We start from the raw sequence: 16,357 nt of genomic DNA, 5'->3' as shown, positions 1-16,357 counted from the left end.
AGCTGGCTCACAAAAGCTCGGAGAGGGCACTGCGGATTGCTGCCACCCCTACTTCCACCTCTGCGTAACTGGTGCTCAAGGGTGAGAGGCCAATGCGCAGTCCATGTGGAGGACGGAAGTCGGGAATGACGCCCTTCTCCCACAGCGCAGCTGTGACGTCGGCAAAGAGCGGGTGGTCCACGGTGATGTGGGAGCCACGCTCGGCAGCATCCCGGGGGCTCACGATTTCGGCGCCCAGCGGAACCAGCTGTTCCTCGGCGAGCGCGATTGCGTATTCGGTCAGCTTGATGGACTTCTCCCGGACAGCCTCCATGCCCACGGAGGCGATGAGTTCCACCATGTCCTTGATGGGCTGCATGGCCAAGACCGGGGGAGTGCCTGTGATGAAGCGGCGGATGCCCTGAGCAGGGCGGTAGGCCTCGGTCATTCCGAACGGGTTATCAGCTCCCATCCAGCCCCAAATGGGCTGCTGGAGCTGTTCCTGGCGGGATGCGTTGACGTAGGCGAAGGCCGGGGAACCGGGACCGCCGTTGAGGTACTTGTAGGTGCAACCTACTGCCAGGTCGACGCCCCATGCATCGAGCTCCAGCGGCACCGAACCAACGGAGTGGCAGAGGTCCCACAGCATCAACGCACCGGCCTGGTGCACCTTGGCGGTGATTGCCGGCGCATCGGCGAGGAACCCTGAACGGTACGCAACGTGGCTGAGGACCACGACGGCGGTACGCTCGCCCAGCAGGCCGTCAAGGTCAGCCGGGCGGACACCGCTGGCAGGGTTCGCGGCGATCCATTTGATGCTCGCCCCGCGTTCCTTGGCAATTCCTTCGATGATGAACCGGTCCGTGGGGAAATTATCGCGGTCAATGATGATCTCGTCCCGGCCCGGTTGGGAATCTACCGCGGCGCGGATCATCTTGTAGAGCATCACGGAGGTGGAGTCACCCACTGTGACTTGGCCCGGGGAGGCTCCCAGCGTCACTTCACCGATGCGGTCGCCAACGGCGGTGGGCTCGTCCATCCATTGTTCGTCCCACCCACGGATCAGGCGGCTACCCCAGGCGTCGTGGACAAAGGCGGTGAGGTTTTCGGCCGTTACTTTAAGGGGCCTGCCAAGTGAATTTCCGTCGAGGTACGACGTGAGCTGTCCGGCGTCGGGCGCGTAAAAAGCGTCCCTCTGCGCGGCGAGGGGATCGGCGGCGTCCAGGTCGGCCGACGTCGGCCATTGGGTCTGGGGAGCGGTGGTCATGGTGTCTCCTGCTGCTGGTGTTGGTCCGAGGCCTTGGGTGCTGAGCGAAAATCAGCTTCCGATGAGCGTGCGTACGGCGTAGAGCTCGGGGAAAAAGGTCAGGTCGAGGGCGCGTTTGAGGAAGTCGACGCCCGAGGAGCCGCCCGTTCCTACCTTGAAGCCAATGGTTCTTTGGACCGTGCGGAGGTGGCGGAATCGCCAAGCTTGGAAGTTGTCTTCGATGTCCACGAGGTCTTCGCAGGCTTCGTACAGTCCCCAGGGGGTTTCGTCCGATTCGTAGATTTTCCGGAATACCGGGACGAGGTCCTCGCGAAAAGTCCAGGGTTCGCTGGTGTCCCGATCGAGGATGTCTTGGGGGATCTCGAAGCCGGCCCGGGCAAGTACTCCGAGGAACGCATCATAAAGCGTGGGTTCATCCAGCAGGGAGCTCAAAAGGGCATGTGCTTGGGGATCGCTTTCGAAGACACGCAGCATCGCCCTGTTCTTGTTGCCCAACAGGAACTCCACACCGCGGTACTGGTAGGACTGAAAGCCCGATGAACTGCCGAGGAAACCACGGAACTGCGAGTATTCGCGAGGCGTCAGGGTTCCCAGGACAGACCACTGTTCGGTCATGGTGCGCTGGATGGCTTTGACGCGCGCGATGCACTTCAGTGCTTTGCCGAGGTTGTCGACGTCGAAAAGCCTTCTCGCTTCCAGGAGTTCATGCAGGACCAGCTTGAGCCAGAGCTCACTGGTCTGGTGCTGAATGATGAACAGCAGTTCATCGTGGTGTTCCGGCTCGCTGAGTGGGTGCTGAGAGCTGAGCAGCCGGTCGAGGTCCAGATATCCGCCGTAGGACATCGCGTGCCTGAAATCAGTGCGCACGGTGTCCTCGATGGGACGGACATTCTGCTGTGACTGGTCTACGGGCTTTTCCATGATTCCAGAATATCACTTTCATGACGAACGTCAACAGATTGATGGGTTCCCCAATGGTGTAGCTCACTGGTGTACCGATTTTCCTGCCGATTCTCACGTAGTCTGGTGGGAGCCTGTGGGGGAGGGGGCGGTGGACATGGATGCAGGCATGAACTTTGACATAGAACCAGCGACACCAGGTTCCAAGGCACCCCGAGTGTCGATTTATCTGGACGTCGACGGCGTCGTGAATCCGTTTAGTCCCACCGGCGCCACTGACTGGAGTGGTGAATGGCGGAAAGTCGACGCCGGCGTCGTTGACGTCGCTTATGCGCCGGAAGTCGTCGCCGAACTTAACGAGCTCGCCCGCCACCCCGCTGCCCGCTTTGTTTGGTTGACCACGTGGGAGCAGCTTGCGCCGGGCATGCTCTGCCCGGCCATCGGCCTCAACGGACAGGACTGGCCCGTCCTCTCCAGTGACGGCTGGGACGGCTCCTCTGACTGGTGGAAGCTCGTGGCACTGCAAAAGGACCTGTCCGAGTCCGGGAGCGGACGCTTTATCTGGGTGGATGACCAGCTCGACCAGGAGCCCCAAGCTCGCTCCTGGGCAGAGGACCAGGGCGATCTTGCCCTCTGCCTCTCGCCGGATCCAAGCAAGGGCCTGACGCGCAAGGACATCGAAGCTTTGCGCAATTACTTGGAGCGGATGGGCTGAGATTATCGTCCTGTCATTCCCGTTGCCGGGCGCGTTTGTCCGCCCGGCTTTGTCCGCCCCGTCGATCCCACGTAGGATTCTTAAGGTTTCACGCCTGCGCCAGTGAAATCCGCAAGCCGCGTCCGATGAACAATCGCTGAACTATGCTGTGGAGGGCAGGTATGGGGAAGAGAAACTGCTGAACGTCGACTCTGCAGATTGGGCAACAGGTGGCAATCACCTTCATGGTCGCGCTGGTTATAGCGCTGGCCCTATTTTTTGACTTCACCAACGGCTTTCACGACACAGCTAATGCGATGGCCACGCCTATCGCTACGGGCGCCATCAAGCCCAAGACGGCCGTGGCGCTGGCGGCGGTGCTTAACCTCGTGGGTGCGTTCTTGTCCACAGAGGTGGCCAAGACAATTTCCGGCGGCTTGATCCGCGAAGGAACTGACGGCATCCACATCACTCCTGACATTATTTTTGCGGGACTTATGGGCGCCGTTCTCTGGAACATGATCACTTGGCTCAAAGGCTTGCCATCAAGTTCCTCGCATGCACTCTTTGGCGGCTTGATCGGCGCCGCCATCGTCGGCATCGGAATCCACTCCATCAACTTCGACACGGTATTGATCAAGGTCATCCTTCCTGCGCTCTTCGCGCCCCTGATCGCGGGCGGCGTGGCATATATCTGCACCCGGTTGGCCTACGCGCTGACCTCGCGGCACGATCCGGAGACCGGAGACAAACTGACGCAGAAGCGCGGCGGGTTCCGTACGGGCCAGATCTTCACTTCAAGCCTGGTGGCCCTCGCTCACGGAACCAACGACGCCCAGAAGACGATGGGCATCATCACTCTCGTGTTGATCTCCGCCGGCACACAATCGCCGGGTTCCGGACCCCAGCTCTGGGTTATCACTGCATGTGCACTCGCCATCGCCGTGGGCACCTATGCGGGCGGGTGGCGGATCATCCGGACCATGGGATCCGGCCTGACCGAAGTCAAGCCTGCCCAAGGCTTCTCCGCAGAGACCAGCACGGCGACGGCGATCCTCGCGTCCTCGCACCTTGGCTTCGCACTCTCCACTACCCAGGTCGCTTCCGGGTCCGTCATCGGATCGGGCCTCGGCCGCAAGGGAACCTCCGTCCGCTGGGGAACCGCGGGAAAGATCGCCCTGGGGTGGCTCTTCACCCTGCCCGCCTCAGCCATCGTTGGCGCCCTGACGGCCTTGCTGGTGAACATCGGCGTCGTAGGTGTTGTTATCGCCGCAGTGGTTGGCACGGCGGCTGTCGCGTACATGTTCATCGCCTCGCGGAAATCGCAGGTCGGCCACCATAACGCCGTCGAGGTCGACGAGGCCGGCCGCGCAGTGCGGTTCCGGAAAAAGAAGAAACCGGGCAAGAACAACCGGAGCGAAGGTGTGCAGCTATGAAGTGGATGGAAGTGCTGCAGGTAGCCGGGGTTACCCTGGTGGCCGCCGTGACGTTGGTGGTCCTCTACTCGCTGGGTGTCCGGCTGACGGCGATCGCCGCGGACGCGCAGCAAAAATCCCCGGTGCTGGCCCGCTCCCTTGCCTACGCCTGCTTTGCCGCCTGCGCAGTGGCCGTGCTTTATGGCATCTACCTGATCGTCCCGTACTTCGGGAAGTAGCTAGCATGGGCCTATGGCCATCTTTCAGTACTACGTTGCCTCCACTATCGACGGCTTCATTGCCTCGCCGGACGACGATCTTGGCTGGCTGCTGCAGTTCGACGGCGTCGACGGACTTGATGCCGGAATAGAGACGTTCATGGACGGTGTGGGATGCATCGTCATGGGCGGTAGTACATACCGGTGGCTGATGGCGCACCAACCGGACCCTTGGCCGTACCCGGATCACCCGTGTTGGGTGTTCACACGCCAAAAGCATGGGCCGCCCGCAGGGGCGGACGTGACCTTTGTGCAGGGCGATGTCGGGGACATCGCGCCTCGGCTCTTGTCCGACGCCGGGGAGAAGAACGTATGGCTGGTGGGCGGCGGCGACCTTGCTGCCCAGTTCGCGAAGGCGAAACTCCTGCATGAGTTGATCGTCACGGTGGTGCCCGTGGTCCTCGGCGCCGGTAAGCCCTTGCTGCCGCTGGACGGCCCCACGCCGCCCATGGAGTTGGTCTCGTCCAGGATCCTTGGCGGAGTGGCCGCCGAATTGCGCTACCGCTTGTCCTGAACGGTCACGTTGTCCCGAGCGGTCAAGTGGTCCTGCGGAACAACCTCAACCCCGATTGTCCCGGATCATGTTAGTGATTCGGGCCGTGGACAATCGGCGGCCTTGGTCATCGGTCATGACAACCTCGTGGGTGGTCAGCGTTCCGCCCAAATGGATGGCCGTGCACGTCCCCGTCACTGTTCCGCCCGCAACGGAGCGGTGGTGGGTGGCGCCTACCTCGATGCCCACTACGTGACGCCCTTCGCCTGCGTGTAGGGAAGCGGCGAAGGATCCCAAGGTTTCGGCGAGGACCACATGGGCCCCGCCATGCAGGATTCCGGCCACCTGGGTATTTCCTTCCACTGGCATTGTGGCCACGGTGCGTTCGGGGCTCATTTCAACAAACTTGATCCCCATCTTCACCACCAACGCACCCACCCCGTGGGCGGAAAGCCAACCGTGAAATTCTTCGGGCACCCCGGCGAGGTAGAGTTCCTGGGCGATGTGCTCGGGCGTGAAATTGTCCATCATGCCAACTAGGCTGGCACCTGTGAGTGAAACAACCAAACCGGACCACGTTCCCGCAGCCCCCGCTGCTGCCATTGCTACAGCCAACCCCTCGGTCTCCGCCCCCACGGAATCCCTCGGCGAGGGCCGGCCCCGGTTGCTGGTGCTGGACGGCCATTCCATGGCGTTCAGGGCTTTCTACGCACTTCCGGCGGAGAACTTTTCCACGGCCAGGGGGCAGTACACCAACGCGGTCCACGGTTTCACGTCAATGCTCATCAACTTGATCAAAGATCAGAAGCCCACCCACGTCGCCGTGGCCTTCGACGTTTCCGATGACACCACCTTCCGCAAGGCTGAATACAGCGAATATAAGGGTGGCCGCAACGCAACGCCGGCCGAGTTCCAAGGCCAGATCGCCCTCATCGCGAAGGTCATGGACGCTTGGGGCATTAAGACCATTGCCCTGCCCGGCTATGAAGCTGATGACGTCTTGGCCACTTTGGCCGCGCAAGGGGATGCTGCCGGTTTCGAGGTATTGCTGGTTTCCGGCGACAGGGACTCGTTCCAGCTCATCAATGAGAACGTCTTCGTTTTGTATCCCAAACAAGGCGTGAGCAACATTCCCAAGCTGGATGCTGCGGCCATCGAAGAGAAGTACTTCGTCAAGCCTTCTCTGTACTCCGACCTCGCAGCCCTCGTGGGTGAATCGGCTGACAACTTGCCCGGCGTTCCGGGCGTGGGGCCCAAGACGGCGGCAAAGTGGATCAATCTCTACGGGGGTTTGGAGGGAATCCTGGAAAACATGGACGCCATCGGCGGCAAGGTAGGGGGAGCCCTGAAGGAGAACCTGGAAAACGTCAAGCGCAACCGCAGGCTCAACCGACTACTCACAGACCTTGAACTGCCAGTGACCCTGGAAGATCTTTACCAGCCACGCCCGGACCGGCAAGCGATCGAGGAGCTTTTCGAAGAACTCGAATTCCGTACCCTCCGCGCACGGCTCTTCGACCTCTACGGTGATGACACAGCCGGTGAAGCACCTGACACCATCGCTGTTCCGGAGTTCTCTACGCTTTCGGACGCCGATGCCTTGGCGGACTTCTTCACGGCCGGTGCGGGCGTCCGCTCGGCGCTGGCGGTTCAGCTCCTTCCCGGCCGGATCGGTGACGACGCGACCGCGCTGGCGGTCGTTCGCGCGAACGGGGCCGGGCACATCGACCTCACAGGACTGGACGCCGCCGCTGAGTCGGTCTTGGCGCGATGGCTGCAGGACCCGGAGGAAGCAAAAGTCCTCCACGAATTCAAGTCTGCGCTCAAAGCCCTGCATAACCGCGGATTTGGGCTGGAAGGCGTCGTGGATGACACGTCGATCTCCGGCTACCTCATCCAGCCGGACCGCAGAAGCTACGACCTGGCCGAACTCGCCCAGGTCCACTTGAAAATCAGCGTGGCTTCAGCCTCGGCCCAGTCGGGGCAACTGGAACTCGATCTCTCCGGCGGCACTGACCTTGCCGCCGCCACCGCGCTCGTCCAGCAGGCCGCCGTCGTCCACGCACTCAGCAAGCACTTCGAGAAGGAACTGGCCGATATCAAGGCCGACGCCCTCCTGACCACGCTGGAATTGCCGGTGGCGCGCGTGTTGGCCCTCATGGAGCTCACAGGCATCTACGTGTCTCAGGAGCGGATGAACGAGCAACTCGCGGACCTCACCAAGGTGATCGAGAATGCCCAGGAACAGGCATTCGCGGCCATCGGGCATGAGGTCAACCTCGGTTCACCAAAGCAGCTGCAAACCGTCCTCTTCGAGGAATTGGGGCTGCCTAAGACCAAGAAAATCAAGTCCGGTTACACCACGGACGCAGCGTCCTTGAAGACCCTGCTGGAGAAGACCGGTCACGAATTCCTGGTCCAATTGATGGCCCACCGTGAGTCCTCCAAGTTGGCGCAAATGGTCGAAACGCTCAAGAAAGCCGTGGCCGATGATGCCCGGATCCACACCACATACGCCCAAAATATCGCTGCCACGGGTCGTATTTCTTCGAACAATCCCAACCTGCAGAACATCCCGGTGCGTAGCGAGGAAGGGCGCAGGGTCCGCGGCATCTTCATGGTCAGCGAGGGCTATGAGTGCTTGTTGTCGGCGGATTATTCACAGATTGAAATGCGCATCATGGCCCACCTCTCCGGTGATGAGGCCCTGATCCAGGCCTACCGCGACGGCGAGGACCTGCACCGTTTTGTGGGCTCACGCATTTTCAACGTGACTCCGGCCGAGGTAACCAGTGCCATGCGCTCCAAGGTCAAAGCCATGTCCTACGGGTTGGCGTACGGATTGACGTCCTTCGGCCTGTCCAAGCAGTTGGAGATCTCGGTGGACGAGGCCCGGACGCTCATGAAGGACTACTTCGACCGCTTCGGCGGCGTCCGGGATTATCTCCGCGGCGTGGTGGACCAGGCGCGCGTGGACGGGTTCACGGCTACCATCGAGGGCCGCCGTCGTTACCTGCCTGACTTGACCAGCACCAACCGCCAAGCGCGTGAGGCGGCCGAGCGCATCGCATTGAACTCACCAATCCAAGGCTCCGCGGCGGACATCATCAAGCGGGCCATGCTGGGAGTTGCCGCCGAACTGGCAGGGCAGGGATTGAAGTCCCGCATGTTGCTGCAGGTCCATGATGAACTCGTTCTCGAGGTGGCTCCCGGAGAGCGCGAAACAGTGGAGAAGCTTGTGGTGGAGCAGATGGGTGCCGCTGCCCAACTTTCGGTCCCGCTCGATGTCCAGATCGGCGTCGGTTCAAGCTGGTATGAAGCTGGCCACTAGAATCCTATGACCGTTTTCCGCCGGTCTGCCTCCGCGCGACAATAGGGGCTAAGGGCGCGCCGCCGCATGGTGGCGCGCCTTGCTGCTTCTGGCTAGGCTCGGGACGTGGCTGATCCCAAGGTAGAACTCATCTCGCACGTAACGCCGGATAACGTCCCTGTAGAGATTCCGGACCCATCCGTCCACGCCGAATACACTGTGCGGCAATTTAGGGCCGCTGGCCCGGACGGCCCCGGGTACCGCCGTTGCGCGGACTGGATGCATGCGGTCTCCCACGGATTCCACGAGCAGCGGCGCACCGATGACCATGTGGCCAGGGCTTTAGCCAGCTACAAGGTAGACGGCCGCGAATTTACCGGCGTCTACGTCAGCGGCAACGTTCCTCAACACGCCCTTGGTGCCGAGGTGCCGGTTGCCACGTACGCCACCATGCGCAAGAGCCTCAACGTTGGCTTCGGCCGGCTCGTGAAAGCCCACTTGGTAACTGCCGTGACGGTCCGGGGGACCCATCGCCGCAAAGGGATTCTCCGCGGACTGATCACGGCGGACCTTGAGGGCGCCAAGGATGAGGGTTTGGCCATCGCGGCGTTGACAGTGTCCGAGGGGTCCATTTATGGCAGGTTCGGGTTCGGCGTCGCCACGTTCGAACGCTCCATAGCGGTGGACACCGGCCCGCGTTTCCGGCTCAGGGGAGAGCCGACGGGTCGAATGGAAGTCTCCGATCCCGCTGCGCTGTTGGAGGTGGCACCTGAGGTATTCCGACGCCTCCACCAAGTGACCCCCGGGTCGGTGGACCGGCAGGAGTATTACCGGCTTACTGCTTCCGGCCAGCTCGGCGGCGACGGAAAGCCCGACGCCGGTATTCGCAGCGCCCTGCATTATGACGCTGCGGGAGCCGTGGACGGCTACGTTTCCTATCGCTTCAAGGGATGGGAGGCCAAGCCGTTCACCATGGAAATCGTGGACCTCATTGCCGCCACCGATGCGGCGTACGTGGACATTTGGCGCTTCCTCGGAAGCCTTGACCTCATAGACCAAGTGACGTGGACCGAAGCGCCCGTGGATGACCCGTTAACATGGGCGCTGGAAGATCCACGCTGTGTCGCCTCCTCCGACGTGCGCGACATGCTGTGGCTGAGGGTTCTTGATGTGAAGGCCGCCCTGGAGGCCAGGACACTTTCTGCGTCGGGAAGATTGGTGGTGGAGGTGACAGACGCGTTGGGTCTTGCCAGCGGCACCTGGGTAGTTGAGTCCGACGCCGGTGCTCCCGCCGTCGTGGAGGAAGCGTCGGGTCAGTCTCCGGAACTGACAATGGACGTAGCCGATCTTGCATCCATCTACGTGGGTGCGGTGTCGCCAGTTACCTTGGCAGCCGCGGGGCGGATCCAAGAACACAGTGCAGGCTCGGTTTTCCGGGCCCAGCAGCTGTTTGCCGTGGAGCGACCGTCACGGTGCGTCACGCACTTCTAACAGTCCAGTTTCCGTTCGCACTGCTTTTGACCCCGCTTTGCCAATGCGACTAGAATAAACGGGCGTGTACTACGTGCATGCATCCATTTGTATTAATCCACAAATCAGGATGACCCGGCGCTTTGCCGTGTTCTGCCGTCCGGACCCGGGCGGCAGCGGTTTGCCTGACCGACTTACTATCCACAACGGAGCCCCTACTACATGACCATCACCTCCACCGAGAAGCCCGGTACCCCCGTAGTCGCCATTAACGACATCGGTACCGCTGAGGACTTCCTCGCAGCTGTCGACGCGACCATCAAGTACTTCAACGACGGTGACCTCGTCGAAGGTACCGTCGTCAAGGTCGACCGCGACGAAGTTCTGCTCGACATCGGTTACAAGACCGAAGGTGTCATCCCTTCCCGCGAGCTTTCCATCAAGCACGATGTTGATCCCGGTGACGTTGTCGCCGTTGGCGATCAGGTCGAAGCTTTGGTTCTCACCAAGGAAGACAAAGAAGGCCGTCTGATCCTCTCCAAGAAGCGTGCTCAGTACGAGCGTGCCTGGGGCGACATCGAGAAGGTCAAGGAAGAAGACGGTGTCGTTACCGGTACCGTCATCGAGGTTGTCAAGGGTGGCCTCATCCTGGACATCGGCCTGCGCGGCTTCCTGCCCGCATCCCTCGTCGAGATGCGTCGTGTCCGCGACCTGGCTCCGTACATCGGTCAGCAGATCGAAGCCAAGATCATCGAGCTGGACAAGAACCGCAACAACGTTGTGCTGTCCCGCCGTGCATGGCTCGAGCAGACCCAGTCCGAGGTTCGCTCCACGTTCCTCAACAAGCTGGAAAAGGGCCAGGTTCGTCCCGGCGTCGTCTCCTCCATCGTCAACTTCGGTGCCTTCGTGGACCTGGGTGGCGTGGACGGCCTCGTTCACGTTTCCGAGCTGTCCTGGAAGCACATCGACCACCCGTCCGAGGTTGTCGAGGTTGGCCAGGAAGTCACCGTCGAGGTCCTCGAAGTGGATCTGGACCGCGAGCGTGTCTCCCTGTCGCTCAAGGCTACGCAGGAAGATCCGTGGCAGACCTTCGCCCGCACCCACGCCCTGGGCCAGGTCGTTCCGGGTAAGGTCACCAAGCTGGTTCCGTTCGGTGCGTTCGTTCGCGTCGAAGACGGCATCGAAGGCCTCGTGCACATCTCCGAGCTGGCAGTCCGCCACGTTGAGCTCGCCGAGCAGGTTGTCTCCGTTGGCGACGAACTGTTCGTCAAGGTCATCGACATCGACCTCGAGCGTCGCCGCATCTCCCTCTCCCTCAAGCAGGCTAACGAGGGCGTTGACGCTGACAGCACCGAGTTCGATCCCGCTCTGTACGGCATGGCCGCTGAGTACGACGAAGAGGGCAACTACAAGTACCCTGAGGGCTTCGACCCCGAGTCGAACGAATGGCTCGAAGGCTACGAGAACCAGCGTGCAGCTTGGGAGCAGCAGTACGCTGACGCCCAGACGCGCTGGGAAGCCCACAAGAAGCAGGTTGCCCAGCACGCTGCTGACGACGCTGCTGCTGCCACGTCCGGTGAGTCCGATTCCGGCACCACCAGCTACTCCTCGGAGCCGGCTGCTGCTGAGTCCAACACTGGCGGCGGCACCCTGGCATCTGACGAGGCGCTTGCCGCACTGCGTGAGAAGCTGACCGGCAACTAATTCCGCCCGCCCTCACGGGATGTGCTGAAAGCCGACAGAGGACCCTCGCCTTCGGGCGGGGGTCCTCTGCTTTAACCCGAGTCCGCGTCAAGGCAGGCCGTGCCTCCTCTACGGCAAACTGGGCCCGCGCTACCCAAGCATCAGCCGGGCCGTTACCTGGGTACCATTGCGGTGAAATTCGGCGCCGAGCGAGAGCAATAATGATTGAGCACCGGTATTTGACATACTGGTGGAGGCTTCCAGCACAGTGGCACCATACCCGGCTGCTTTCGCCACCACCTGCTGCGGGGCCTGGCCACCGAGACCTCGGTTTCGGAATGACCGCCCCAGCCAGATACCTGATTCGACGGCGTTGGGGCCGGTACGCTTCAATCGCACGGAGCCGGCAATTGTGCCATCGACTATGACAGCCCATGTCTTCTCTCGCGCCGGACCGTCGATTCGCGTCGCGGCGGAGTGATAAGCGGTGAACCACGCGATCCGCTCAGCATTCCACCCCGGCGCTTCACCCATCAGCGGCGTCACTTCATTGGCATCCGCATCAGCCTTTGCAAAGGCCAATAGCTGGTTCATCACGGAGCCATCCACGTCAATCAAAGTTAACATCGACCCACTCAGCTCCTTCGGGCTGGAGTTCGACCATGCCAGCAGTCAAGGACGAAACACGAGCGTGTGCGTCAGCAAGGTCCCGCGCGTCGTCGGGGAGGGCCACACGAAGGACCGCGTGGCTCGGAAGATACTCCGTTGGTGCCATCACCAAACCGGCGGCCCGCAGTTCATTTTCCAGGCGGCCGGCATCAGAATGGCGGATCTCCATGGCAGAGAGCCGCAACCGGCGGCGCCTCACCAGCGGCGCGAGATCCAAGGCGCTGGAAACTGACTCGGAGTACGCGCGAACAAGCCCGCCTGCGCCCAACAGGATGCCGCCGAAATAGCGCACCACGACGGCGGCAACGTCACTGAGGTGGCCGCCGTCGTTGGCTTCCTGGGTCCCACGGACGGCGGTTTCACGGCGAATGAGTGCCTCCAACATGGGCACGCCTGCGGTGCCGGAGGGCTCCCCGTCGTCGCTGGAGCGTTGGATCATCCGGTCAGGGCCTATGACGAATGCCGAGCAGTGATGCCGGGCGTCATGGAATTCGCGGCGCAGCTCGGCCACCAGGGAGCGGGCGCTTTCTTCAGTGGGGGAGCGCCGGAGGACCGTGATGAACCTGGAGCGACGGATATCCAGTTCGTGGCGGAAATCCGCGCCGGGAGCAAGAGTCGTGTAGCTGGTTGCCCGGCTCTCCTCCTCACTTTCCACCGCTTCAGTCTAGTGTTGAGGAGTGCTGAAGATCGGGCTTACGGGCGGTATCGCCTCAGGAAAATCGTTGGTGGCTTCCAGGTTGCAGGAACTTGGCGCGCTCCTTATCGACGCCGACCTCATTGCCCGCCGCGTGGTGGAGCGCGGAACTCCCGGACTGGAACGTGTGGTGGAGGCATTCGGCCCAAGCATCCTCACTGAGGACGGCGAGCTCGACAGGCCCAAACTGGGTGCCATCGTCTTCCGTGATCCAGCACAGCGTGAAGTGCTCAACGGCATCATCCACCCCCTCGTTCGCCAGAGCGCTGCCGCAACCATGGCCCAGGCAACCGAAAGTGACATCGTGGTTCAGGACATCCCATTGCTCGTGGAAACCGGGCAGGGCAGCAACTTCCACTTGGTGGTGGTGGTGGACGCACCTGAGGATGTCCGGGTTCAACGGATGGTGGAGTTGAGGGGGATGACACCGGAAGAAGCACATTCACGGATTGCCGCCCAGGCTACACGCCAAGAGCGCAACGAAGCTGCCGACGTCGTACTGGACAACTCGCGTGACCGGAACGATCTGCTGGCCGCGGTGGACGCGCTGTGGACGGATCGGCTCGTGCCCTTTGCCGAGAACATCAGCCGCGGCACCAGGGCCAGCAGGCAGGAGGGCCCGGTGATCGTCGAGTCGGAGGAGGGCTGGCCCCGTGCCGCCCGAAGGTTGGCAGGACGGATATTGGCCGCTGCGCCGGGAGACATCCTGGCCGTGGACCACATTGGCTCGACGGCGGTCCCGGGCTTGGCTGCGAAGGACGTCATCGACCTGCAAGTAACAGTCACAGACATGGCGACGGCGGATCACATCGCTCCGCTCGTGGCGGCGGCCGGATTCCCGAGGGTGCCAGCGGTGGACCGCGATACCCCGAAGCCCTCGGCACCTGACCCGGAACAGTGGCAGAAGCGCTTCCATGCCAATGCTGACCCCGGCAGGGCAGCCAATCTGCATGTTCGGGCGGCCGGGACGCCGGGTTGGCGATACGCTTTGTTGTTTCGCGATTGGCTGCTGGCTGAGCCCTACGCCGTCTCAGCGTATGAGGCGCATAAAAGGGACCTCGCGGACAAGCATGCCGGGGATTCCTCTACCGTTCCTTACGCTGATGCCAAGGAGCCGTGGTTTACGGAGGTGGCGTCGCCGCTCATGGATGAGTGGGCCGAACGCACGGGGTGGGAACCGCCGTCGTACTCCACTTCCGCTGAGCGCAAACGGAGCCAATAGCTGTCGGTGGGCAGGAGTAGATTGGATTCATGAGCCTCGCCCAGGAAATCAACCGTGTTGTCGCGCCCTTTGAAGTTGTCAGTGAGTACAAGCCCGCCGGCGATCAGCCTGCCGCGATTGCCGAACTGACCGAGCGGATCAACAACGGAGAGAAGGACGTCGTCCTCCTGGGTGCCACCGGTACGGGTAAGAGTGCCACCACGGCCTGGCTCATTGAACAGGTGCAACGACCCACCTTGGTCATGGTTCAAAACAAGACCCTGGCGGCTCAGCTGGCCAACGAATTCCGCGAATTGCTGCCCAATAACGCGGTGGAATACTTCGTGTCCTACTACGACTACTACCAGCCCGAAGCTTACGTCGCGCAAACGGACACGTTCATCGAGAAGGACTCCTCCATCAACGAGGAAGTGGAACGCCTCCGCCACTCCGCAACCAATGCCCTGTTGACGCGTCGCGACGTCATTGTGGTGGCCACCGTGTCCTGTATCTACGGTTTGGGAACCCCGGAAGAGTACATCGCCGGGATGGTCACCCTGCGCAAGGGTGCGGAAATGAACCGGGACGTGCTCCTGCGGAAGTTCGTCTCGATGCAGTACGCCCGCAATGACATGGACTTCCACCGCGGAACGTTCCGGGTCCGCGGCGACACCGTGGAGATCATCCCTATGTATGAGGAACTTGCCATCCGCATTGAGTTCTTCGGGGACGAGATCGAGAACATCCAAACCCTCCACCCCTTGACGGGCGAAGTGCTCCGCGATGAGGAAGAGATGTATGTTTTCCCGGCCTCGCACTATGTTGCCGGCCCCGAACGGATGGCCTGGGCCATCAAACGGATCGAGGACGAGCTGGCGGACCGATTGAAGGTCCTCGAGAGCCAGAACAAACTCGTGGAGGCTCAACGCTTACGGATGCGCACCACCTATGACCTCGAGATGATGCAGCAGATGGGTTTCTGCAACGGCATCGAGAACTATTCTTCGCATATTGATGGCCGTGGCCCGGGGACCGCCCCACACTGCCTTCTTGACTACTTCCCTGAGGACTTCCTCCTGGTGGTTGACGAGTCCCACGTGACCATCCCGCAGATCGGGGCCATGTACGAGGGCGATATGTCACGTAAGCGCAACTTGGTGGACTTTGGTTTCCGGCTCCCGTCGGCCATGGATAATCGCCCCCTGAAATGGGATGAATTCCTTGAACGGATCGGCCAGACCGTCTACCTCTCGGCGACTCCGGGAAAGTACGAGCTCGGAAAGGCGGACGGCTACGTCCAGCAGATTATCCGGCCCACGGGCTTGATTGATCCCGAGGTGGTGGTCAAGCCCACCAAGGGCCAAATCGACGACCTCCTGGGCGAGATCCGCACCCGCACCGAAAAGAATGAGCGGGTGTTGGTCACCACGTTGACCAAGAGAATGGCCGAGGACCTCACCGACTACCTGGTGGGGCATGGCGTGAAAGTGGAGTACCTGCACTCGGATGTGGACACATTGCGCCGGGTTGAGTTGCTTCGTGAGTTGCGCATGGGCGTCTTCGACGTGTTGGTCGGTATCAACCTCCTCCGGGAAGGCTTGGACTTGCCCGAGGTTTCCCTGGTGAGCATCCTCGACGCTGACAAGGAGGGCTTCCTCCGATCGTCAACGTCCTTGATCCAGACCATCGGCCGCGCGGCCCGCAACGTGTCCGGCCAGGTCCATATGTATGCCGACCGGATTACCGACTCGATGGCCCACGCCATCGAGGAGACCAACCGTCGTCGTGCCATCCAGGTCAAATACAACGCAGACCACGGCATCGACCCGCAGCCGTTGCGGAAGAAGATTGCCGACATCACGGATCAGCTGGCCAAGGAAGACGCCGACACCCAGGAATTGTTGAACAACAACCGTCTCGCCAAGGGGGCGAAGCGCGGCAAGTCAGCAGCCAAGGGTGCGGCCACTGTTCGCAAGGACGGGCTTGCCGCTGCGCCTGCCGAAGACCTGGTGGGACTGATCGAACAGCTGACGGAGCAGATGCACGGCGCCGCAGCGGAACTGCAATTCGAGGTTGCCGCCAGGATTCGGGACGAGGTTGGAGACCTCAAGCGAGAGCTACGGCAAATGCAGGCCGCCGGTCACGCCTAAGGTAAGCTTGAGCCGACGTAGGGGAGTATCCCAAGCGCTACGTCCGTCAACACGCAAGGCATGGATGCCTCGCCGGACTTAGTGGGTCGCCAGCGGTGCAGTCAACGCATCCAGCAGGCCGGAGAGACTTACACCGCTTTCCCGTACCCTGCGA

14 protein-coding genes are annotated in these 16,357 nt (G+C 61.7%); 9 read left to right on the top strand and 5 right to left on the bottom strand.

The features are described 5' to 3' along the window. Window positions 1-7: 7 nt before the first annotated feature. Window positions 8-1,246, bottom strand: a complete 1,239-nt coding sequence (kynU, locus tag QRN04_RS03555) for a kynureninase (protein WP_284974771.1) — start codon at window positions 1,244-1,246, stop codon at window positions 8-10. Between the two features lie 51 nt (window positions 1,247-1,297). After that, window positions 1,298-2,167: a tryptophan 2,3-dioxygenase gene (gene kynA / locus QRN04_RS03550; RefSeq protein ID WP_284974770.1), complete on the bottom strand. Its 870-nt coding sequence runs from the start codon at window positions 2,165-2,167 to the stop codon at window positions 1,298-1,300. A 148-nt stretch (window positions 2,168-2,315) separates the two neighbouring features. On the opposite strand from kynA, the gene QRN04_RS03545 reads away from it, so the two are divergent. From QRN04_RS03545 to QRN04_RS03530, 4 genes are all read left to right on the top strand, one after another. Further along, a complete protein-coding gene (locus tag QRN04_RS03545) occupies window positions 2,316-2,861 on the top strand; it encodes an HAD domain-containing protein (RefSeq protein ID WP_284974769.1) in 546 nt (181 codons plus the stop codon). 209 nt (window positions 2,862-3,070) lie between these two features. Further along, a complete protein-coding gene (locus QRN04_RS03540; RefSeq protein WP_284974768.1) occupies window positions 3,071-4,276 on the top strand; it encodes an inorganic phosphate transporter in 1,206 nt (401 codons plus the stop codon). Next, window positions 4,273-4,494 carry a hypothetical protein gene (locus QRN04_RS03535; protein WP_284974767.1) on the top strand — a complete coding sequence of 74 codons (222 nt, stop codon included), beginning with the start codon at window positions 4,273-4,275 and terminating at the stop codon, window positions 4,492-4,494. Before QRN04_RS03540 ends, QRN04_RS03535 begins: the two co-directional genes overlap by 4 nt. 13 nt (window positions 4,495-4,507) lie before the next feature. Beyond that, window positions 4,508-5,047 carry a dihydrofolate reductase family protein gene (locus QRN04_RS03530; protein WP_284974766.1) on the top strand — a complete coding sequence of 180 codons (540 nt, stop codon included), beginning with the start codon at window positions 4,508-4,510 and terminating at the stop codon, window positions 5,045-5,047. Between the two features lie 45 nt (window positions 5,048-5,092). Here the strand turns inward: QRN04_RS03530 and QRN04_RS03525 are convergent, their stop codons facing one another. After that, window positions 5,093-5,557, bottom strand: coding sequence for a hotdog fold thioesterase (locus QRN04_RS03525; RefSeq protein ID WP_284974765.1), 465 nt, complete (start codon window positions 5,555-5,557; stop codon window positions 5,093-5,095). Window positions 5,558-5,714: 157 nt separating this feature from the next. On the opposite strand from QRN04_RS03525, the gene polA reads away from it, so the two are divergent. The 3 genes from polA to rpsA all read left to right on the top strand — a co-directional run bounded on the left by polA (window position 5,715) and on the right by rpsA (window position 11,510). Continuing rightward, a complete protein-coding gene (gene polA / locus QRN04_RS03520; protein WP_284974873.1) occupies window positions 5,715-8,357 on the top strand; it encodes a DNA polymerase I in 2,643 nt (880 codons plus the stop codon). Window positions 8,358-8,522: 165 nt separating this feature from the next. Next, window positions 8,523-9,827 (top strand): GNAT family N-acetyltransferase, encoded by a 1,305-nt coding sequence (locus QRN04_RS03515; protein ID WP_502868755.1) that lies wholly within the window; start codon window positions 8,523-8,525, stop codon window positions 9,825-9,827. A 201-nt stretch (window positions 9,828-10,028) separates the two neighbouring features. Continuing rightward, window positions 10,029-11,510, top strand: coding sequence for a 30S ribosomal protein S1 (rpsA, locus tag QRN04_RS03510; protein WP_167266766.1), 1,482 nt, complete (start codon window positions 10,029-10,031; stop codon window positions 11,508-11,510). Window positions 11,511-11,639: 129 nt separating this feature from the next. Here rpsA and QRN04_RS03505 read toward each other — a convergent pair whose 3' ends face one another. Continuing rightward, window positions 11,640-12,116 (bottom strand): GNAT family N-acetyltransferase, encoded by a 477-nt coding sequence (locus tag QRN04_RS03505; protein WP_284974763.1) that lies wholly within the window; start codon window positions 12,114-12,116, stop codon window positions 11,640-11,642. Further along, window positions 12,100-12,813: an IMPACT family protein gene (locus QRN04_RS03500; protein WP_284974762.1), complete on the bottom strand. Its 714-nt coding sequence runs from the start codon at window positions 12,811-12,813 to the stop codon at window positions 12,100-12,102. Before QRN04_RS03500 ends, QRN04_RS03505 begins: the two co-directional genes overlap by 17 nt. Window positions 12,814-12,835: 22 nt before the next feature. Here QRN04_RS03500 and coaE point away from each other — a divergent pair, with 22 nt between their 5' ends. Both coaE and uvrB read left to right on the top strand, forming a co-directional pair. After that, window positions 12,836-14,074, top strand: a complete 1,239-nt coding sequence (gene coaE, locus QRN04_RS03495; protein ID WP_284974761.1) for a dephospho-CoA kinase — start codon at window positions 12,836-12,838, stop codon at window positions 14,072-14,074. Between the two features lie 29 nt (window positions 14,075-14,103). After that, the gene (gene uvrB / locus QRN04_RS03490; protein ID WP_284974760.1) at window positions 14,104-16,203 is read left to right on the top strand and encodes an excinuclease ABC subunit UvrB; all 2,100 of its coding nucleotides are present in this window, start codon (window positions 14,104-14,106) and stop codon (window positions 16,201-16,203) included. Window positions 16,204-16,357: the final 154 nt, after the last annotated feature.

Origin of the sequence: Arthrobacter sp. efr-133-TYG-104, assembly GCF_030208915.1 — a bacterium.
Classification (GTDB): Bacteria; Actinomycetota; Actinomycetes; order Actinomycetales; family Micrococcaceae; genus Arthrobacter.
The sequence above is the reverse complement of the archived record's forward strand: the minus strand, read 5'-3'. Positions and strand labels throughout refer to the sequence as shown.